At 64.4% G+C, this 18,362-nt stretch carries 19 protein-coding genes; 16 read left to right on the top strand and 3 right to left on the bottom strand.

Annotated features, from left to right (window positions below):
* Positions 1–31 precede the first annotated feature (31 nt).
* Together IVA95_RS10120 and IVA95_RS10115 are read left to right on the top strand one after the other, a co-directional pair.
* Positions 32–874 carry an AraC family transcriptional regulator gene (locus tag IVA95_RS10120; RefSeq protein WP_247510343.1) on the top strand — a complete coding sequence of 281 codons (843 nt, stop codon included), beginning with the start codon at positions 32–34 and terminating at the stop codon, positions 872–874.
* 79 nt (positions 875–953) lie between these two features.
* On the top strand, positions 954–1,382 hold the full coding sequence (locus tag IVA95_RS10115; protein WP_247510342.1) for a VOC family protein: 429 nt from the start codon (positions 954–956) through the stop codon (positions 1,380–1,382).
* Positions 1,383–1,591: 209 nt separating this feature from the next.
* On the opposite strand, the gene grpE is transcribed toward IVA95_RS10115, so the two are convergent.
* Entirely contained in the window at positions 1,592–2,212 is a 621-nt protein-coding gene (grpE, locus tag IVA95_RS10110; RefSeq protein WP_247510341.1) for a nucleotide exchange factor GrpE, read from the bottom strand.
* 176 nt (positions 2,213–2,388) lie between these two features.
* Positions 2,389–3,477 carry a heat-inducible transcriptional repressor HrcA gene (gene hrcA / locus IVA95_RS10105; RefSeq protein WP_247510340.1) on the bottom strand — a complete coding sequence of 363 codons (1,089 nt, stop codon included), beginning with the start codon at positions 3,475–3,477 and terminating at the stop codon, positions 2,389–2,391.
* 255 nt (positions 3,478–3,732) lie between these two features.
* Here hrcA and rph point away from each other — a divergent pair, with 255 nt between their 5' ends.
* Genes rph through hemW form a run of 3 tightly spaced genes read left to right on the top strand, consistent with a single transcriptional unit; the run spans position 3,733 to position 6,249 of the window.
* Positions 3,733–4,446 carry a ribonuclease PH gene (gene rph / locus IVA95_RS10100; RefSeq protein WP_247510339.1) on the top strand — a complete coding sequence of 238 codons (714 nt, stop codon included), beginning with the start codon at positions 3,733–3,735 and terminating at the stop codon, positions 4,444–4,446.
* Between the two features lie 11 nt (positions 4,447–4,457).
* Complete coding sequence (rdgB, locus tag IVA95_RS10095) at positions 4,458–5,087, top strand: RdgB/HAM1 family non-canonical purine NTP pyrophosphatase (RefSeq protein ID WP_247510338.1); 630 nt, start codon at positions 4,458–4,460, stop codon at positions 5,085–5,087.
* On the top strand, positions 5,080–6,249 hold the full coding sequence (hemW, locus tag IVA95_RS10090) for a radical SAM family heme chaperone HemW (RefSeq protein ID WP_247510337.1): 1,170 nt from the start codon (positions 5,080–5,082) through the stop codon (positions 6,247–6,249). The genes rdgB and hemW overlap by 8 nt, the downstream gene beginning before the upstream one ends.
* Positions 6,250–6,298: 49 nt before the next feature.
* On the opposite strand, the gene IVA95_RS10085 is transcribed toward hemW, so the two are convergent.
* Positions 6,299–7,510 carry a penicillin-binding protein activator gene (locus IVA95_RS10085; RefSeq protein ID WP_247510336.1) on the bottom strand — a complete coding sequence of 404 codons (1,212 nt, stop codon included), beginning with the start codon at positions 7,508–7,510 and terminating at the stop codon, positions 6,299–6,301.
* A 231-nt stretch (positions 7,511–7,741) separates the two neighbouring features.
* On the opposite strand from IVA95_RS10085, the gene rsmI reads away from it, so the two are divergent.
* From rsmI to IVA95_RS10030, 11 genes are all read left to right on the top strand, one after another.
* Positions 7,742–8,695: a 16S rRNA (cytidine(1402)-2'-O)-methyltransferase gene (rsmI, locus tag IVA95_RS10080; protein WP_247510335.1), complete on the top strand. Its 954-nt coding sequence runs from the start codon at positions 7,742–7,744 to the stop codon at positions 8,693–8,695.
* The gene (locus tag IVA95_RS10075) at positions 8,682–9,095 is read left to right on the top strand and encodes a YraN family protein (protein ID WP_247510334.1); all 414 of its coding nucleotides are present in this window, start codon (positions 8,682–8,684) and stop codon (positions 9,093–9,095) included. The genes rsmI and IVA95_RS10075 overlap by 14 nt, the downstream gene beginning before the upstream one ends.
* 29 nt (positions 9,096–9,124) lie before the next feature.
* A complete protein-coding gene (gshB, locus tag IVA95_RS10070; protein WP_247510333.1) occupies positions 9,125–10,072 on the top strand; it encodes a glutathione synthase in 948 nt (315 codons plus the stop codon).
* Positions 10,073–10,359: 287 nt separating this feature from the next.
* On the top strand, positions 10,360–11,187 hold the full coding sequence (locus IVA95_RS10065) for a hypothetical protein (protein ID WP_247510332.1): 828 nt from the start codon (positions 10,360–10,362) through the stop codon (positions 11,185–11,187).
* A gap of 304 nt (positions 11,188–11,491) precedes the next feature.
* Positions 11,492–12,475: an MBL fold metallo-hydrolase gene (locus IVA95_RS10060; RefSeq protein ID WP_247510331.1), complete on the top strand. Its 984-nt coding sequence runs from the start codon at positions 11,492–11,494 to the stop codon at positions 12,473–12,475.
* A gap of 130 nt (positions 12,476–12,605) precedes the next feature.
* A complete protein-coding gene (locus tag IVA95_RS10055) occupies positions 12,606–12,914 on the top strand; it encodes a hypothetical protein (RefSeq protein ID WP_247510330.1) in 309 nt (102 codons plus the stop codon).
* A 70-nt stretch (positions 12,915–12,984) separates the two neighbouring features.
* A complete protein-coding gene (locus IVA95_RS10050) occupies positions 12,985–13,272 on the top strand; it encodes a hypothetical protein (RefSeq protein WP_247510329.1) in 288 nt (95 codons plus the stop codon).
* Between the two features lie 38 nt (positions 13,273–13,310).
* Positions 13,311–13,493: a hypothetical protein gene (locus IVA95_RS10045; protein ID WP_247510328.1), complete on the top strand. Its 183-nt coding sequence runs from the start codon at positions 13,311–13,313 to the stop codon at positions 13,491–13,493.
* A 158-nt stretch (positions 13,494–13,651) separates the two neighbouring features.
* Positions 13,652–15,190, top strand: coding sequence for a YifB family Mg chelatase-like AAA ATPase (locus IVA95_RS10040; protein WP_247510327.1), 1,539 nt, complete (start codon positions 13,652–13,654; stop codon positions 15,188–15,190).
* Positions 15,191–15,362: 172 nt separating this feature from the next.
* Positions 15,363–15,830, top strand: a complete 468-nt coding sequence (locus tag IVA95_RS10035) for a hypothetical protein (RefSeq protein ID WP_247510326.1) — start codon at positions 15,363–15,365, stop codon at positions 15,828–15,830.
* Positions 15,831–16,034: 204 nt separating this feature from the next.
* Positions 16,035–18,269, top strand: coding sequence for an ATP-binding protein (locus tag IVA95_RS10030; protein ID WP_247510325.1), 2,235 nt, complete (start codon positions 16,035–16,037; stop codon positions 18,267–18,269).
* Positions 18,270–18,362: the final 93 nt, after the last annotated feature.

The raw sequence follows: 18,362 nt of genomic DNA, 5'->3' as shown, positions 1-18,362 counted from the left end.
GCGTTCGTCTTGCCGGGTTCAGAGGTTTGGGATGTCAGGTCCAGCGTCTCCACTCGCGTTCGAGATGATTCGCCGTGCGCCATCGCAGCGCATGACAGGCCTGATCACCGGCATGACGGGCTATCGCGAAACCGCGCGCGGCCGATTTTTCCAGCGCGAGACCGCAGGTCTGGTAGTGCCGCTAATCATCAGCTTCGGCACGCCGTTCCTGATCGCGCTCGGGCGCGAGCCTGACACCGCCGATCGGCAGCCGAGCTTCGCCGCCGGGCTTTATGCCGGGCCGGTTCATATCGAATCCGATGGCGGCGCTGAATGCGTGCAGGTGGACTTCACGCCACTCGGCGCCTATCGCTTCTTTGGCGGCGCTGTCGTCGATCTCGCCGCGCGCATGGTCGGCATCGGCGACGTGCTGGGGCCCGAGGGACGGCACCTGCGCGATCGGCTCGGTGCTATATCCCGCTGGCAGGATCGTTTCGATCTGGTCGAGGATTTTGTTGCAGGCCGTGCCAGCCATCGGCCTTCGCCCGAGATCACATTTGCCTATAGACGGCTCGCACGCAGCGCGGGCGGCGTGCGCATCACTGCGCTTGCAAGAGAGATCGGCTGGAGCCGCAAGCATTTGGTCGATCGCTTCCGAGCGGAAATTGGTCTAGCGCCGAAGCCGGTCGCCCGCATCATGCGCTTCCATCAAACCTGCCGGCTCGCGCAGACGGGAGCGGCAAGCGGTTGGGCAGGGATTGCGGCCGAATGCGGCTATGCCGACCAGGCGCATCTCGTCCGCGAATTTTCAGTCCTTGCCGGCGAACCGCCAACGGCCTGGGCCCACCGGCTGGCGCTGACTGATAGCCGCCTGCTGCGCCCGCTGGACGCGTAGCCGGTCAGGTAACAAATCTTCAAGCCGACGCACCTCACCTCGCGATATTGGCGAGGTAACGCAATGCAGGGAGTTGCCCGTGACCAGTCCAAGCAAAAGCGAAGCGCCGCGCCTTTATCCGACGATGCGCTGCCGGGATGCCGAAGCGATGATCCGCTGGCTCAAGGAAGTTGTTGGTTTCACCGAACGCGCCGTCTACCGGAACGGCGGCACGATTCATCACGCCGAGCTTGCCTTCGGGCCCTCGATCCTGATGCTCGGCCAAAGCAGGGAGGACGAATACGGCAAGCTCGTCGGCGATGTCGGCGGCCGTCGCACGGACGCGCTGTATGTCGCGGTCGACGATCCCGACGCTCTGCATGCGAAGGTCAAAGCCTCCGGCGCCATCATCGAAATGGACCTGCGCGACACCGATTATGGTAGCCGCGACTTCGCCTGCCGGGATCCGGAAGGCAATCTCTGGAGTTTTGGGACCTACCGGCCGAAGGCAGACGAGAGGCCGCTGTAAGCATAGGCCAGCGTCAACCGCTTCGGTGATACTCCGTAGACCCTCATCCCTGCGCGAGCGCAATTGCGCTCGTCGCTGGAGAAGCGCGCCTGCGCGCGTCTCGAAGGATGAAGGCCGAGATTCCGCAGTGGGACCTTCATGGTTCTCCCGGCGATGCGAAGCATCGTCCGGAGACGGCGCTTCCGCGCCTCCTCACCATAAGGGTCTATTTATGCCGCGCTGTTCGGCTCATTGTTGGCCGCCGGCGCGGCCTTGGCGCCGCCCTTCGAGACGCCGACGAGTGCCGGGCGCAGCACGCGCTCGCCGATCATGAAGCCGGCCTGTACGACCTGAACCACCGTACCTGCGGGAACGGACGGATCGGGCACTTCGTACATCGCCTGCTGGAAATTCGGATCGAACTTCTCGCCCGACGGATCGAACTTCTTGACGCCGTTCTTCTCCAGCGTGTTGAGCAGCGAGCGCTCGGTCAGCTCGACGCCTTCGATGAAAGCCTTCAGCGCCGGATCGGCGCTGGCCTTGGTCTCGGCCGGCATGGCATCAAGCGCGCGCTGCAGATTGTCGGCGATCTCCAGAATGTCGCGGGCGAAGCCGGTAATGCCGTAGGCGCGCGCGTCGGCGACTTCCTTGGCGGTGCGCTTGCGCAGGTTTTCCATCTCCGCCAGCGTGCGCAGCATCTTGTCGCGCGCTTCCGCCGCTTCCTTCGTCAACGCCTCGACCGATCCTTCCTCGGGATCGTCGGGCATGATGTAGGGTTTTGAGACCACGGGCTCGCCGGTCTGGTTGGCCGGGTTCACCGCGTCGTCACTCGGCCGGTTGGGATCGGTCATAAGACTGCCTTCTCAAAAAACGGTTCTGGTCGATGGGGATTTGCTGAGCGGGATATCGTGCTTTAGGGGCCGAAAATCAAGCGCTCCATAGCGTTTTCGAGCGAAGTGGACACCGGTTCGCGTGAAGAAAGCGCGTCAAAACGACAAAGCCAGGATTGGGGTCGATTCGTGGCGGATCAGCCGCCCAGCATCCGGCTGACAATGCGGGCGGCATAATCCACCGTCGGAATTACCCGCGCATAGTTCAGCCGGGTCGGCCCGATCACGCCGAGAACGCCGACAATGCGGCGCGAAGCGTCGCTATAGGGTGCGATGATGGTCGAGGAACCAGACAGCGAGAACAGCTTGTTCTCCGATCCGATGAAGATCCGCACGCCTTCGGCGCGCTCGGCCCGGCCCAACAGGTCGATCACGCCGCGCTTGGTCTCGAGATCGTCGAACAGCGACTTGACGCGTTCGAGATCTTCCAGCGCGTGCAAATCTTCCAGCAGGTTGGCATGCCCGCGCACGATCAACTGCCGGTCTTCGTTTTCGCCGCCCGACCAGCTCGCAATACCCGCCTCGATCACCTTCTGCGTCAATTGATCGAGCTCTATGCGGCTCTGCGCCATCGCGGTTTCGAGTTCGAGCCGCGCTTCAGCGAGTGTTCGGCCGCGAATTCGCGCATTGAGAAAATTGCTCGCCTCCGTCAGCGCCGAGGAAGGCACGCCGGGCGGCAGCGTCAGCACGCGGTTTTCGACCTGGCCGTCTTCGCCAACCAGCACGACCAGCGCGCGCTCCGGCTCCAGCCGGACGAATTCGATGTGTTTCAGCCGTGAATTGGATTTGGCGGTCAGCACCACCGCGGCCGCACGGGTCAGGCCGGACAGCCGCGTCAGCGCCTCGCCGAGCGCCGCCTCGACCGACTGCGCCCGCCCGACGGAGGCAAGCTGGCTCTGGATCGATTCCCGTTCAGGTTCGGTGAGGTCGCCGACCTGCATCAAGGCGTCGACGAAGAAGCGCAGGCCGAGTTCGGTGGGCAGGCGGCCGGCCGAGGTATGCGGCGCGTAGATCAGGCCGAGCGCTTCGAGGTCCGACATCACATTGCGTACGGACGCCGGCGACAGCGGCACCGCGATCAGGCGCGAAATGTTGCGCGAACCGACGGGTTCGCCGGTCGCAAGATAGCTCTCGACGATTTGACGAAAAATGTCGCGCGAGCGCTCGTTGAGCTGGGCGAGCCCCGCATGCGGCGCGATCAGGCCAATCGGATCGTGTTGGGCCACTGTTAACTCCCTGATCCCCCTAATTTGTCGATCCGGCGCGCCGATGACAAGCGTCCGCTTCGCATAGCGTTTCGAGCGAAGTGGCCGCCGGTTCGCGTAGAGAAAACGCGTCGAAACAACAAAGGTAGAGGTTCGGTTTTGATTGATCAGAACCGAACCTCTACCCCGAAACAAGGCAAAAACCCTTGCCGCTGCCCGTTCCCCCTCCTACAAGCACCGCGAACGAATTTTCGCTCGATTTTGGAAGGATTCCCCATGCGGCCGAGCCGCCGTGCGCCCGATCAGTTGCGCCCCGTGTCGCTGGAACGCGGCGTGGTCAAATATGCCGAAGGTTCCTGCATGGTGAAGTTTGGCGACACCCATGTGCTGGTCACGGCCACCCTGGAAGAACGGCTGCCGCCCTGGTTGAAGGGCCAGGGCCGCGGCTGGGTCACCGCCGAATACGGCATGCTGCCGCGCGCCACATTGGAGCGTACCCGCCGCGAGGCCGCCGCCGGCAAGCAGGGCGGCCGCACCGTCGAGATCCAGCGGCTGATCGGCCGCTCCCTGCGTGCAGCCGTCGACCTCGAAGCGCTCGGCGAGCGCCAGATTACCGTCGATTGCGACGTGATCCAGGCCGATGGCGGCACCCGCACGGCCTCGATCACCGGCGCCTGGGTGGCGTTGGCCGACTGCATCGGTTGGATGAAGAACCGCAGCATGCTGAAAGCCAACGTGCTGCGCGACAATGTCGCCGCGATCTCCTGCGGCATCTATCAGGGCACGCCGGTGCTCGACCTCGACTATGCCGAGGATTCTGAGGCCGAGACCGATGCCAATTTCGTCATGACCGGCGACGGCCGCATCATCGAGGTGCAGGGCACCGCCGAGAAGACGCCGTTCTCTCAAGACGAGTTCCTCGCGCTGATGGAACTGGCGCGCAAGGGTGTCGCGCGTCTGGTGGACTTGCAGAAGCTGGCCGTCGCGTAGTCTGATCGCACATGCACCGTCGAATCACCGGCCGGCTCGTGATCGCGACCCACAATCCCGGCAAGCTTGCCGAGATGCGGGAATTGCTGGCGCCGCATGGCGTCGAGGCAATCTCCGCGGGTGAGCTGGGCCTGAGTGAACCGGAAGAGACCGGCAAGACGTTTCGGGCTAACGCCGCGATCAAGGCGATCGCGGCGGCGAAAGCAGCGCAATTGCCGGCCTTTGCCGATGATTCCGGCCTCGTGGTCGATGCGCTCGATGGCGCGCCCGGAATCTATTCGGCGCGCTGGGCCGGCGAGGGCAAAGATTTTATGGCGGCGATGACAAGGATCGAGCGCCTGTTGCAGGAGCGCGGCGCGACCACGCCCGAAAAGCGCAAGGCGCATTTCGTCTCGGCCCTGTGCGTCGCCTGGCCCGATGGCCACCGCGAAGAGGTCGAGGCCCGCACCGACGGAACCCTAGTCTGGCCGCCGCGCGGCACCGCCGGTTTCGGCTATGATCCGGCATTCCTGCCCGACGGGCATGCGCGGACCTTTGGCGAGATGACCTCGATCGAAAAGCACGGCCTGCCGCCGTTCGGACTTGGCCTGTCGCACCGGGCACGGGCCTTCGTCAAACTGGCGGAGATCTGCCTTGGCTAGTCGCGCGCGACCCCGCCCCAAAAATGCCTTCGGCGTCTACGTGCACTGGCCGTTCTGCCTGTCGAAATGCCCCTATTGCGATTTCAACAGCCACGTCCGCCACGCACCGATCGACGAACAACGCTTTGCACGCGCGTTTGCGCGCGAGATCGAAACCACGGCGGCGCGCGCACCGGGGCGGACCGTCACATCGATCTTTCTCGGCGGCGGCACGCCTTCGTTGATGCAGCCACAGACTGTCGGCGCGATTTTGGATGCGGTCGGAAAGCACTGGCGCGTCGCCGGCAATGTCGAGGTCACGCTCGAAGCCAACCCCACCAGCGTGGAAGCGACGCGGTTTCGCGGCTATCGCACAGCCGGCGTCAACCGCGTTTCGCTTGGCGTGCAGGCGCTCGACGACGCCTCGCTCAAAGCGCTCGGACGGCTGCATACCGCACGCGAGGCGCTCGATGCGGTCGCGATCGCGCGCACCGCATTCGATCGCTATTCATTCGACCTGATCTACGCCCGCCCCGACCAGACGCCGCAGATGTGGGCGGATGAACTGAAGTTCGCAATTTCTGAAGCCGCCGAGCATCTCTCGCTCTACCAGCTTACGATCGAGGAAGGCACGCCGTTCTTCGGCCTGCATGCGGCGGGCAAACTCAAGACACCGGACGAGGCGGTGGCGCGTGCGCTGTACGACGTGACGCAGGAAGTCTGCGCGCATCATGGCTTGCCGGCCTACGAGATTTCCAATCACGCCCGCGAAGGCGCGGAGTGCCAGCACAATCTCGTCTACTGGCGCGGCGAGGAATACGCCGGCATAGGTCCCGGCGCACATGGCCGCCTCGACATCGACGGCGCACGACACGCGACCGCGACCGAGAAGCGCCCGGAGGCCTGGCTGATGCGCGTCGAGGCCAACGGCCACGGCGTCGTCACCGACGACCACCTCAACAGCGAAGAACGCGCCGACGAATTTTTGCTGATGGGCTTGCGGCTCGCCGAAGGCATCGATCCCGAACGTTATGCGGCATTGTCAGGCCGCGCGCTCGATCCGAGCCGCATCGCCATCCTGCGTGCAGAAGGCGCGATCTCCGTCGACGCCGACGGCAGGCTGCGCGTGACGAAAGACGGCTTCCCGGTGCTGGACGCGGTGGTGGCGGATCTCGCCGCATAACAGCCGTCGTTCCTGCGAGCGCATGCTTTCGCAGGGGCGACGAAAGAGATCACGCCCCAAAACTCTTCGGCGATCCGGCGACCGGCGTGCTGCCGCCGCTGGCGACTTTCATCACCGCAAGGCCGCGCTCGTTGGTGCCGTCGGAGCGGAATCGAAACAGCCCGTCGATGCCGGCGAAACCGGACGGGTTGGTCAGCGTCTCCGACGCAAAGCGCTGGCCACCCTGCTGCTTCGACAGCGCAGCAACCAGCGCGACAGCATCATAAGCTAGCGTTGCGGTGCGAACAGGATCCGTGCCGTATTTGGCACGGTAGCGCTCCGAAAAGGCGCGGAAGCCCGACGGATCCGGCGCGGCATAGAGCCCACCCTGCAGCGTCGCGCTCGCATAGACGCGCGGATTGTCCCAGAGGCCGGTCCCGAGCAACTGGATGTTACGTAAATTTGCGCCCGCTGCAGTCAGCGAGTCCGCCGTCGCCACGACCGATTCGCCATCGTCGGCGATGAACAGCGCGTCCGCCGAGCCGAGCGACTGCGCCACCGTCCGCGCCGCGCCGGCGCGATCGGCGGTGTATTTCTCGAAGGCGACGATGCGGCCCTTGCGGCCAACCGCCTGCTTGAACGCCGCTTCCACCACATTGCCATAGGCGTTGTCGGGCAACAGCGCCGCAAACGATCGCTTTCCGATGCTGGCGGAATAATCCACGATCCGGTTCACGTCGGATTCGGGCAGGAAGCTCAGCAGATAAACGCCGCGTCCGGCGACGCTGGAATCGGTTGAGAACGCGATCACGGGAACGCTCCGCGCGCGCGTCAGTTGCGCGGTCGCCGGCACCGAAGCCGCGAACAGCGGGCCCAGAACGATTTCCACGCCCTCGCCGAGCGCCTGCTGGGTGACCTGCTGGGCACCCTGCGGACTGCCGCCGTCGTCCTTGATCAGAAGCTGGATGTTCGGATTCTGGAATTCCGCCAGCGCCATCTCGGCTGCGTTCTTCATCGACTGCGCGGCAACGCCGGCATTGCCGGCGGCCGAAAGCGGCAGGATGAGGCCGACCTTGACCTGCCCCGTGCCGACCGCAAGCGGCTGTTGCTGCGGGCCTGGGGGGCCCTCGGGCGCCGACGGGCCGAACGGGTTGGAAATCTGGCCGCCGCTGCAAGCAGCGAGCAATGGCGCGCCGAGAATGAGTCCGACCGCCGTCCGCCGGGTCGGTCCTGACGGCCGAGGATCCGACGATTCAGGCTTACGATTGAGCGGGCCTACCATCTTGTCTCTTCTCTTGACCGACCGCCGTCGGCCAGGATTCCGGCTTTCTGGGCCAAGGCACCTGAACCGCTACTGAACCCGAATGCGGGATTCTGCAATATTGTCGAGGATTAGTTAACCAAAACAAAAGCATTACGATCTCGCCGCACGTCGACGGCGGCAGGGAACTTCGGCTTTGCCGCCGCCCAGCCAGATATGGCGCTTGCACCAAGACCCCTTTAGATTGCGGTCATGCGCGCAAAGCCCCGTTCAAGCTACGGCTCCGATACCGAACCGGGTTCGGCCAACAGAACATTTTTGATTGGCGGCCACGTCCTGAATGCCCCGAAGCCGGTTCCCGGCCTTTATCTGGTGGCAACCCCGATCGGCAATCTCGGCGACATTACCTTGCGCGCGCTGGAGACCTTGGCCGGCGTCGACCTCATCGCCTGCGAGGACACCCGCATCACCCGCCGCCTGACCGAGCGCTATGCGATTTCGGCAGAACTCAAACCGTATCATGAGCACAACGCGGCGATGGCGCGGCCGAAAATCCTGGAGCGGCTGGCGCAGGGCGCTTCCATCGCGCTGGTGTCGGACGCCGGCACGCCCCTGATATCCGACCCCGGCTTCAAGCTGGTGCGCGAGGCCTCTGCCGCCGGCCATGCCGTAATCGCGGTGCCCGGTGCGTCCTCGGTCTTGACGGCGCTTTCGGTCGCGGCACTCCCGACCGACCGGTTTTATTTTGAGGGATTTCTGCCGGCCAGGCAAGTCTCGCGGCGGACGCGGCTGGCCGAACTGGCAAGGATCGACGCCACGCTGGTGATGTTCGAATCCGGCAACCGCGTGCAGGAAACGCTCGCTGACCTCGCCGAGATCATGCCCGGGCGCGACGCCGCGATCTGCCGCGAACTCACAAAGCTGCACGAGGACATCAAGCGTGCGCCCATCGCCGAACTGGCAAGGATGGCCGACACGCTGGAAACCCGCGGCGAGTTCGTGCTCGTGATCGGCCCGCCGCACAAGGACGCCGATGTCATGACGCAGCACGACCTCGACGACCTGCTGCGATCGTCGCTGGCGCGCGAAAGCGTCAAGGTCAGCGTCGCGCATGCGGTCGAGCTTTCGGGGCGCCCGCGCCGCGAAGTCTATGCCCGCGCGCTGGAGCTCGCGAAGGAAGCAAGAGGCGACGATGGCGAAGACTGACGGCACTACGCCGCCCGACGTCGGGCCAAAGCTCGCCGCGCCCGAGCGGGTCGCGGCCTTTCGTACCGGACTTTCCGCCGAAAGCCGCGCCGCCGCCTACCTGATGGCCAAGGGCTACCGCATTCTCGCAAAGCGCTTTCGCACGCCCTATGGCGAGATCGACCTGGTGGCGAGGAAGCGCAATCTCGTGGCTTTCGTCGAGGTCAAGGCGCGCGCCAGCCTCGATGATGCCGCCTATGCCGTGACGCCGCGCCAGCAGGCCCGCATCATCGACGCCGCCCAAGCCTGGTTGATGGCGCATCCCGAGCATGCCGAATTCGAGCTCCGTTTTGACGCCGTCCTGATTGCGCCGCGGCGTCTGCCACGCCATCTGTTAGCGGCATTCGACGCCAGCGCTTAAGATTCCCTCCAGAGACCCGGACCTCACTCATGAAACTGAATGTCGCCGTCCAGATGGACCCCATCGCGCGTATCAACATCCGCGGCGATTCAACCTTTGCGCTGCTTCTGGAAGCGCAAAAGCGCGGCCACAGCATTTCCTACTACACCCCGGACAAGCTCTCGCTCCGCGGCGAGGAGCTGGTGGCGCCGGTGCAGCACCTCATCGTGCGCGACGAGATTGGCGACCATTTCACGCTCGGCGAACCCAAGCGCGAGCCGCTCGAAGCCTTCGACGTCATCCTGCTGCGGCAGGACCCGCCCTTCGACCTGGCCTACATCACCTCGACGCATTTCCTCGAGCGCATTCACCCCAAGACGCTGGTGGTGAACAATCCGGCTTCCGTGCGCAACGCGCCGGAAAAACTGTTCGTGATGAACTTTTCGCAGCTAATGCCGCCGACGCTGATCTCGCGCGACCTCGACGAGATCAATTCGTTCCGCGACCAGCACGGCGCCGTGGTGATGAAGCCGCTGCACGGCCATGGCGGGGCCGCCGTGTTTCGCGTCATGCCGCAGGACATGAATTTTGGCTCGCTGTTCGACATGTTCTCGGTCACCTTCCGCGAGCCCTGGGTGATCCAGCGCTTCCTGCCCGAGGTGAAGCACGGCGATAAGCGCATCATCCTGGTCGACGGCGAATTCGCCGGCGCCGTCAACCGCGTCCCCGCCCCCGACGACCTCCGCTCCAACATGGTGCGCGGCGGCGCCGCGCAGGCGACCGAGCTTTCGCCGCGCGAGCGCGAGATTTGCGACACGCTGGGACCTGCGCTGCGCGAGCTCGGGCTATTGTTCGTCGGCATCGACGTGATCGACGGCAACCTCACCGAGATCAACGTGACGTCGCCGACCGGCATCCGCGCCATCCAGCGTCTCAACGGCCCGGATGTCGCTGCAAAAATCTGGGATACCATCGAGAAGAAGCGCGCCGGGAAATAACTTCCCCTCGCGACCTATCCAGCGACTCATGCGCAGCGCGCTCATACGCGACCGGACTTAGGCCGGATGAATTGCGTGCGCCTCCTGCCGGCCGGTTGGAACCGAGGAGAAGAGCCGTGGCGCCGTACTGCTGGGCCGAGAGCGGTCCCGCTGGGTTGCAGGACGCTATCGCCTTGTGATCCCATATTCTACCATCATGCGGCCATTCTTTGGGCAAGACTGCACGGAGCGCTGCCGGATGCTCGAACGGCCACGTTCGGATGACATTGGACGGAAAGGAAACGCCAATGAACTCCACACCTACACCGAAAGAAACAGAACCCCACGATGCCCTGGTCACGCGCGCCGATGAGCGGCTCGCGCACGCCCACGAACAGATCAAGAGCGCGGATGAGCAACTCGCGCGTCTAACTGAACAGCTTGCAAAAATGGAGCGCGAGGCCTCGCATTCGCCTTCGGCCGGATCTGGTCCGCGATCGCCCTCGGCCGAACCTGGCCCGCAATCATCGCCAGGAAGGCTGGCGCTCCGAACCCTCCTCGCCTTGCCCGTGGCGGCGTGCATCATTGTGTCCGCCCTGGTTTTGCAGGCGTCCTATGGCGACGGAGCCAAGCGGTGGGCGCCGCAGCTCGTTTCAACGCCATCATCGTCGCCGGAAGACCCGCCATCTCCCGCACAGCCCGCGCCGTCTACCGTTCAACTGGCCGCGACGGAGGCAGCACCACCGCAAGCATCACCACCGCAAATAATAACCTTGGCTCAGGCCGCGCCACCGCAAGACGCGGCGCCGCCAACTACCGCGCCGCCTCCCGACCAGACTCAGTTGCTGCAAACGATCGCGCGCGACCTCGCGAATCTGCAGCAAACCATCGAACAGCTCAAGGCGAACCAGCAACAAATGGTCAGCGACAATTCAAAAGCCATTGGGGAGCTGAAGGCGAGTCAGGAAGAGATGAAACGCGCGCTCGCGAAGGTATCCGAGCAGAACCCGCCGAAAACGTCAGCGCCTCCGACGCAGCCGGCTCCGATCTTGCGCAAACCAGAGCGGTCGCCGCCGCAAGCGAGAGCGCGGCCTCGATACCCAAGGGAGTGGATGTACGACTACTACGATTGGTAGCTGTCGATGCGGTAATCATCGAAATCCTCTCCTGCAACAACGCCTTTACGCGATACGGCGCACCGCGGGGCTGCGCGATGTCATCGTCGCGGTAGCTACGCAGTCTGTGTTGCCGGAAAGATCTGGGATACCATCGAGAACAAGCGCGGCCGCTAAATAACGCCGCATCGCGTCATCGCATTTTCACATCCCTGTTGTGCCGTCTCCGCCCACTTGCCAATTTCAGCGAGCGGGCGCAGCCTGCGCCTGCGGATGAATCCGTCCGGGCACGTACTGCAATCAGTAAATTAGTGGAGGAAGACGCATGACGACGAATTTTTCGCGACGGTCTTTGCTTGCGCTCGGCGCAGGACTCGGAATGGGTCTTGGCGCTTCAACGATGCTCGGCGGCAGCGCGCTGGCCAAGGCGCCGAAGCTCGGCACGCAGGCGCCCTACTGGCACCGCTTCATCCTCGGCGACGCCGAAGTGACCGTCGTCTCCGATGGCCCGCTTCCGCTCGGCGATCCCTCCGGCACGTTTACCGGCGTGCCGAAAGAGGAAGTGAAGAAGATGCTGTCCGACAACTTCCTCAATCCGGACAACGTCGTGCTCGAGCAGAACTCGCCGATCGTGAATACCGGCGACAGACTGATCCTGTTCGATACCGGCATGGGCACGTTAAAAGCATTTGGCCCGACCACCGGCCAGCAGCAGAAAAACATGATGGCGGCCGGCATCAAGCCGAGCGATATCGACGCCGTGGTGTGCTCGCACGCGCATATCGATCACATCGGCGGCCTGGTCGGCGCCGACGACAAGCCGCTATTCCCGAACGCGCAGGTCTACATCGCCCAGAGCGATTTCGATTTCTGGACCGATGAAGGCAAGCTCGGCAGTCCCTTAAAGGATTTTGTGATCCACGCCCGCAAGAATCTGCTGCCGGTACGCGACCGCATCGTCTTCATCAAGGACAACCAGGAATTCTTGCCCGGCGTCACCGCGCTCGCAGCGCCCGGCCACACCGTCGGCCACACCATCTACATGGTGAGCTCGAAGGGCAAATCGTTCTGCTTCCTCGGCGACCTCTCGCACCACGCGGTGCTCTTGCTGGAGAAACCGCGGATGGAATTCGCCTACGACAGCGACCCGAAGCAGGCGGCCGCCTCGCGGGTGAAGATGCTGGACATGCTGGCCGCCCAGAAGATCCCGGTCATGTCTTATCACTTCGCCTGGCCCGGCTACGGCCACGTCGCCAAGAACGGCGACGGTTTCAGGTATTACCCCGAGCCGATGAACATGCAGCTTTGAACGGCTCAGTCTTCCGGGGCGGCTGGTCCGCCCCGGACGTCGCCCGGCCAGCACGCAGCGCTAGGGATACGCCTTCGTTTGCGTAAGCCTTGATCAGCGAATCACGACGTAACGATCACGGAGTCTCCCATTGGCCGAACAACCGCCCGCCAAATCCGATCTCATCTATGAGGACACTGGAGCCATGGCTCCGGTGGTCTATTTCGACATCGTCGGTGCCTACGGCACCATGAACGGCGCGATCGAGGTCGAACTCGCGACTCGCATCCTGGTGCCGAAGCCGGATGGTTCGACCGAAGTGAAATTCATCTCCTCCGGCCGCATCCGCTGCAGCGCCAACGCGGCCGCCAATTTGCGCAACGGGCTGGATGCAGCGCTGAAGATGCTGGAGCAGCCGCAGGGTAGTGCGGCGGCGATTGCGGCGGGGAAGCTGAATTGAGCTCCCCAACCATGTCTTAGGAACCATCGCGCTTCGCCGAAATTGGTCTTTCCTCAGGGAGCAAAGCACCATGAAGCGGATCGCGATCATCCTGAGCGCACTGCTTGGCAGTTATGCGTTCGCCTTGGCACAAGGTTCCCCCAGCGGGCGAGGATCCACGACCGGCGATCCCGCCGCCAGTTCGGCAAACCCCCGCGCGGCGCCAACCGCAACCACCGGCTCGAGTACATCCAATCCCGGCGGTAGCGGAACGTCTACCTCAGGCAGGAGAGACGACAATGAGGATCAGGGCCGCGACAAGATGCCCGAGAGCGACATGAGCGTCCGGCCACAGGACCAGCAACCCAAGCCGAAGTAACATCTCGGCCGCTGGCAGCCAGTTTGGAGGCCCGGCAAATGACCAAAGATATCATAGTGATCGGCTCTGGGATGCTCGTCGTCTGGCTTGGCGTGTGGAGCGTACGGGGTAACCCCGAGAATGAGAGCCGTGCAAAGACAGACGCAGTGCGCGTTCTCGCCGACGATCCGGCGCTGAAGCTTGTTTCCGAGCAGAGCCCGTACATGCGAACGGAGCGCTAGCTGATAGGCAAGCGCCGGTCAAAATGTTGACGAGCGGTTGAGCACCGGTATGTCGATGCAGGACGTGCGCTGACACGCCTAGGCGCATAATGTTCTCGCAATGTTCTTGACTTGCCCTCCGGTTCCCCGCTACCTTCGATTGCGTCGCGGGGGGCAGCATGGTTGCGCGGGTATCTACCGTAGCTTTTGAGGGGATCGAGGCTCGCGCGGTCGACGTCCAGGTGCAGGTCGCGCCCGGGCTGCCGGCGTTTGCGATCGTGGGTCTGCCCGACAAGGCGGTCTCAGAGGCGCGCGAGCGGGTGCGCTCGGCGCTGATCGCCTCGGGGCTGGCCCTGCCGGCGCGGCGGATCATCGTCAATCTGGCGCCGGCCGATCTGCCGAAGGAAGGCAGCCATTACGATCTGCCGATCGCGCTCGGCCTGATGGCTGCGATCGGCGCGATTCCCCCCGATGCGCTCAACGGCTTTACCGTGCTCGGCGAACTCGGCCTCGACGGCTCGATCGCGCCCGTTGCAGGCGTGTTGCCGGCCGCGATCGGCGCGAACGCGCGCGAGGAGGGGCTGATTTGTCCCGCGGCGTGCGGAACGGAAGCGGCCTGGGCGAGCCCGGACATCCAGATCATCGCGGCCAAATCGCTGATCCAGATCGCCAACCATTTTAAAGGCACGCAGGTGCTGTCGCGGCCGCAGCCGAAAGTGCACGAGCCGGAAGCGACGCATCTGGACTTGCGCGATATCAAGGGCCAGGAGAGCGCCAAGCGCGCGCTGGAGATCGCCGCGGCAGGCGGACATCATTTGCTGATGATCGGCTCGCCCGGCGCAGGCAAGTCGATGCTGGCGGCGCGGCTGCCTTCGATCCTGCCGCCGCTGTCGCCATCCGAACTTCTGGAAGTGTCGATGATCGCCTCCGTCGCCGGCGAAATCCGCGACGGCGCGCTGACCGCGCGGCGGCCGTTCCGCGCACCGCATCATTCCGCCAGCATGGCTGCGCTGACCGGCGGCGGCCTGCGCGCAAAACCCGGCGAGATTTCGCTGGCGCATCAGGGCGTGTTGTTTCTCGACGAACTGCCGGAGTTCGATCCGCGCGTTCTCGACTCGCTGCGCCAGCCGCTGGAGAACGGCGAGGTCTCGGTCTCCCGCGCCAACCACCGCGTTACTTATCCGGCCCGCTTCATGCTAGTCGCGGCGATGAACCCGTGCCGCTGCGGCCAAGCCTACGATCCCGGCTATTCCTGCAGGCGCGCACCGGTCGACCGCTGCACGTCGGATTACCAGATGCGCATCTCCGGCCCGCTGATGGACCGCATCGACCTGCGCATCGAGGTGCCGGCGGTCACCGCCGCCGACCTGATCCTGCCGCCGCCTTCCGAAGGCTCGGCGGAAGTCGCAGCCCGCGTCGCCGCCGCGCGCGACATCCAGCTCGCGCGCTATGCGGCGGCCGGCATGCCGCATGTCCGCACCAATGCCGAAGCACCGGCCTCGCTTTTGGAAACGATCGCGCAGCCAGATGCACAAGGCCAAAAACTTTTGCGCGACGCCGCCGAAACCATGAAGCTGACCGCGCGCGGCTATCACCGCGTGCTGCGCGTCGCACGCACGCTCGCCGACCTCGATCGTGCGGAAAAGATCGGCCGGCTGCACCTGGCGGAGGCGCTTTCGTATCGTGCGCTGGCGGAGGATTTGCGAAGAGCGGCGTAGGTCCGCGGCCGCCGGCCGGCCAAGCGACGTCGGACCTCTCGTCCCACTCGCGACCAAGATAGTCCCCCGCCACAAAAAACAACTCGCGTCAACGCGGCGGTAATTAGTTTCCTTTACCCTCTGCCAACCATAAGTCCGATGTCGCGGGCTTATGGTGAGCGAGTAGCGTGTCATGTTGCGTTTGAATATCCTGGCCTCGGTGATTCCGCTGGCAATTGTCACCCTGTTCGCGCGCGGTGAATTTTTCGCCGGTCCGCGGCCCTGCATCGAAATATCAGGCACTTCCGTCCAGATCGCCACCCTCTCCTGGCAGCCGCACCGGCACGTCAGTTTCACCGGCGATCCAGGCCGCGCGACGGTGCGGGTCCAGATTACCGACAACGCGGAAACGGCCGACTTCACCGTGATCGACGATATCGAAACGGCCGAAGCCGGCGCCTGCGAGAGCAATGCGCCGCCGCTTCTGGTCGCCATCTCCCGCAATCCGTCAGGTTCCGATCCCGTGATCTATCTTTCCAGGGACGGACCGGCCGACTACCGCATCTTCGTGTCGTCGAAGAGCTTTTCGCTGCTCGATGCCGCCGCCCTGATCGTCGGCGCTCGCGGCGAGCGCCACCGCATCGAAGCGGTGTCGCTGTAGGTTTGGAGCATGGTCTTTTCGGAAAACCGGTTCCCACTTTTCCGGACCATGCTCGGTTAACCTTTCATTCACCCTGTTCTCATCGCGGCCCGTCATGCGCTGGGAGCCTCAAGCACTTTGCAACATCGGCGACGCATCGTCTGCCCGAGAGAGGCGGCGAAGCAGGCCGGTTCAATTCAAGCAGCAAGCTTAGGGTTATTGGCGATGGGGCGGACTTTCCGGATCAAACTTCGCTTTCGCCGCTTCGGCCGCCGTCATCCCTGGCTTACCTTCGCGCTGCGCTCCTTCATGATCTTCTCGGTCGTGTTCGGCGGGGCCTTTGGCTTCATCGCCGGAGCCAAGACAGAAAATTCCGGCTATGATCCGCACTCTTTCGCGATCGGCGTCGCCTTCCTGTTTGCGATCGCCTGCGTCGCGCTCGCCACCTTCAGCGTCCGGCTCCGCCTGCTGCGCAAGAAGATGCGCAAGGTCGCGCTGCATAACGAAGCGTTGGCCGACCGGAACTGGGAATTGCAGGAAGCCGAGCAGCGTACCCGGCGGCTGTTCGAATCGCAGGGCGACCTGATCGTTCTGCGCGACGGCGAAGGCCGCATCACCTACGCCAATGATGCCTATTGCGAGCTGGCGCAAATGCCGCGCGACGCGCTGATCGGCAGCCGCTTCACGCTTACCATTCTCGAACAGGGCGATACCGCGCTCGAACCGAACGGCACCCGCGTTCACGACCAGCGGATCGAGGGACCGCTCGGCCCGCGCTGGATCGCGTGGCGCGAAGGGCTCGTTCGCAACGACGCCGGAGAGCGAGCGGAAATGCAAAGCGTCGGCCGCGACGTTACCGACCGCACCGAGAGCGAACGCGCGCTGACCGAGGCCCGCGACCAGGCGGACGCGGCAAGCCGCGCCAAGTCGCGCTTCCTCGCTATGGCGAGCCACGAGATCCGCACGCCGCTCAACGGCATCATCGGCATGAGCGGCCTGTTGATGGATACGCCGCTGACGCCGGAACAGGCGACCTACGTCAAGGCGGTGAAGACCTCCGGCGACGCGCTGCTCTCGCTGATTGAGGAACTGCTGGATTATTCCAAGATCGAGGCCGGCAAGATCGCTCTAGAACATCGCCCGTTCGCGTTGTCGGGCCTGGTTGAGGATATCACCGAGTTGCTGGCGCCGCGTGCGGAAGCCAAGAAGATCGAGGTGGCCGCCTATGTCGACGAGCGGCTGCCGACGCACGTGATCGGCGACGCGGCGCGCTTGAGGCAGGTACTGCTCAACCTCGCCGGCAACGCGATCAAGTTCACCTCGACCGGCGGTGTCGCCCTGATCGTCGAGCCCGGTATCTGGCCCAATGAAATCAGCTTCCTGGTGCGCGACACCGGTATCGGCATCGCTCCCGAAGCGCGCGAGCGGATCTTTCGCGAGTTCGAGCAGGCCGACGACAAGATCGCTCGCAGCTACGGCGGCACCGGTCTCGGCCTCAGCATCTCTGACCGTATCGTCAAGCGCATGGGCGGCCGCATCACGCTGGAGAGCACGCCGGGCATCGGCTCGACATTCGAAGTGTCGCTTCCCCTTGCCGCCGCGGGCGGCGAACAAATCTCATTTGCGGCGCCGGATCTTTCCGGCCACTCGATCATGCTGGTCTCGCCGGCGAGCATCGAGGCCTCGCTGACCGCGCGACGGCTGCAGCGCTGGGGCGGGCAGACCTGCATGGTATCAGACATCAACGTCGCAGAGGCCCTGCTGCCCGAGCGCGCCTGGCACGCGGTGCTGATCGATCACACGCTGGGGCTGGCCGAAATCGAACGGCTTGGCGATGCCGCCCGCCTTCACGCCACCCAGCGCATCGTGATGTTCACGCCGGCGACGCGGCACGAAATGCAACCGTCCGCCACTTCCGCCCTCACCGGCTATCTGGTCAAGCCGCTGCGCGCGGCCTCGCTCGCGGCCCGCCTGACGGCTGCGCCTGAAGTGGCCGCGCCCAGTCTGGATCCGGCCATCGACCCGAGCGAGACGCCGGCCGCGCCGTCGGCCAAGGGCCTATCGATCCTGGTTGCCGAGGACAACCAGATCAATGCGCTGTTGATCCGATCGCTGCTCGGCCGGCTCGGCCATCACGCCGTCATCACCACCGATGGCGCCGAGGCGCTGGAGTCCTGGCTCTCGGCGAAATCCGCCGGCAGCCCCTACGATCTCGTCCTGATGGACATCCAGATGCCGCAGCTCAACGGCATCGAAACCACCAAGCGGATTCGTACCCTTGAATCCGGCGAGCCGGGCAGCCGGACGCCGATCCTTGCGCTCACCGCCAACACGCTGGTGGAAGATCGCTACGCCTGCTTCGAAGCCGGCATGGACGGATTCTTGATCAAGCCGCTCGACCGCGAAAAACTCGCCGAGGCGCTTGCCGGGCTCATCGCGTCACGGCACATGGCGGCGTGAGGCATTGAAGGATTTGTAGGGTGGGCAAAGCGACCCCGTCCGCCGTAGCTCAACGAGCGAAGGCGGAAGCGTGCCCACCATGTCAGCCACCGA

Origin of the sequence: Bradyrhizobium sp. 157 (genome assembly GCF_023073815.1) — a bacterium.
Classification (GTDB): Bacteria; Pseudomonadota; Alphaproteobacteria; order Rhizobiales; family Xanthobacteraceae; genus Bradyrhizobium.
Note: the sequence above shows the minus strand (reverse complement) of the source record. Positions and strands in the feature narration are given on the sequence as shown.

What these genes read in the sequence shown, in the direction of transcription:
- IVA95_RS10085 (WP_247510336.1), bottom strand. Translation starts at nt 7,510, where the DNA reads ATGGTAGGCCCGCTCAATCGTAAGCCTGAATCGTCGGATCCTCGGCCG.
- IVA95_RS10065 (WP_247510332.1), top strand. Translation starts at nt 10,360, where the DNA reads ATGAACTCCACACCTACACCGAAAGAAACAGAACCCCACGATGCCCTG.
- gshB (WP_247510333.1), top strand. Translation starts at nt 9,125, where the DNA reads ATGAAACTGAATGTCGCCGTCCAGATGGACCCCATCGCGCGTATCAAC.
- rph (WP_247510339.1), top strand. Translation starts at nt 3,733, where the DNA reads ATGCGGCCGAGCCGCCGTGCGCCCGATCAGTTGCGCCCCGTGTCGCTG.
- IVA95_RS10120 (WP_247510343.1), top strand. Translation starts at nt 32, where the DNA reads ATGTCAGGTCCAGCGTCTCCACTCGCGTTCGAGATGATTCGCCGTGCG.
- grpE (WP_247510341.1), bottom strand. Translation starts at nt 2,212, where the DNA reads ATGACCGATCCCAACCGGCCGAGTGACGACGCGGTGAACCCGGCCAAC.
- IVA95_RS10040 (WP_247510327.1), top strand. Translation starts at nt 13,652, where the DNA reads ATGGTTGCGCGGGTATCTACCGTAGCTTTTGAGGGGATCGAGGCTCGC.
- IVA95_RS10050 (WP_247510329.1), top strand. Translation starts at nt 12,985, where the DNA reads ATGAAGCGGATCGCGATCATCCTGAGCGCACTGCTTGGCAGTTATGCG.
- IVA95_RS10045 (WP_247510328.1), top strand. Translation starts at nt 13,311, where the DNA reads ATGACCAAAGATATCATAGTGATCGGCTCTGGGATGCTCGTCGTCTGG.
- IVA95_RS10060 (WP_247510331.1), top strand. Translation starts at nt 11,492, where the DNA reads ATGACGACGAATTTTTCGCGACGGTCTTTGCTTGCGCTCGGCGCAGGA.
- IVA95_RS10035 (WP_247510326.1), top strand. Translation starts at nt 15,363, where the DNA reads ATGTTGCGTTTGAATATCCTGGCCTCGGTGATTCCGCTGGCAATTGTC.
- IVA95_RS10075 (WP_247510334.1), top strand. Translation starts at nt 8,682, where the DNA reads ATGGCGAAGACTGACGGCACTACGCCGCCCGACGTCGGGCCAAAGCTC.
- rdgB (WP_247510338.1), top strand. Translation starts at nt 4,458, where the DNA reads ATGCACCGTCGAATCACCGGCCGGCTCGTGATCGCGACCCACAATCCC.
- IVA95_RS10030 (WP_247510325.1), top strand. Translation starts at nt 16,035, where the DNA reads ATGGGGCGGACTTTCCGGATCAAACTTCGCTTTCGCCGCTTCGGCCGC.
- rsmI (WP_247510335.1), top strand. Translation starts at nt 7,742, where the DNA reads ATGCGCGCAAAGCCCCGTTCAAGCTACGGCTCCGATACCGAACCGGGT.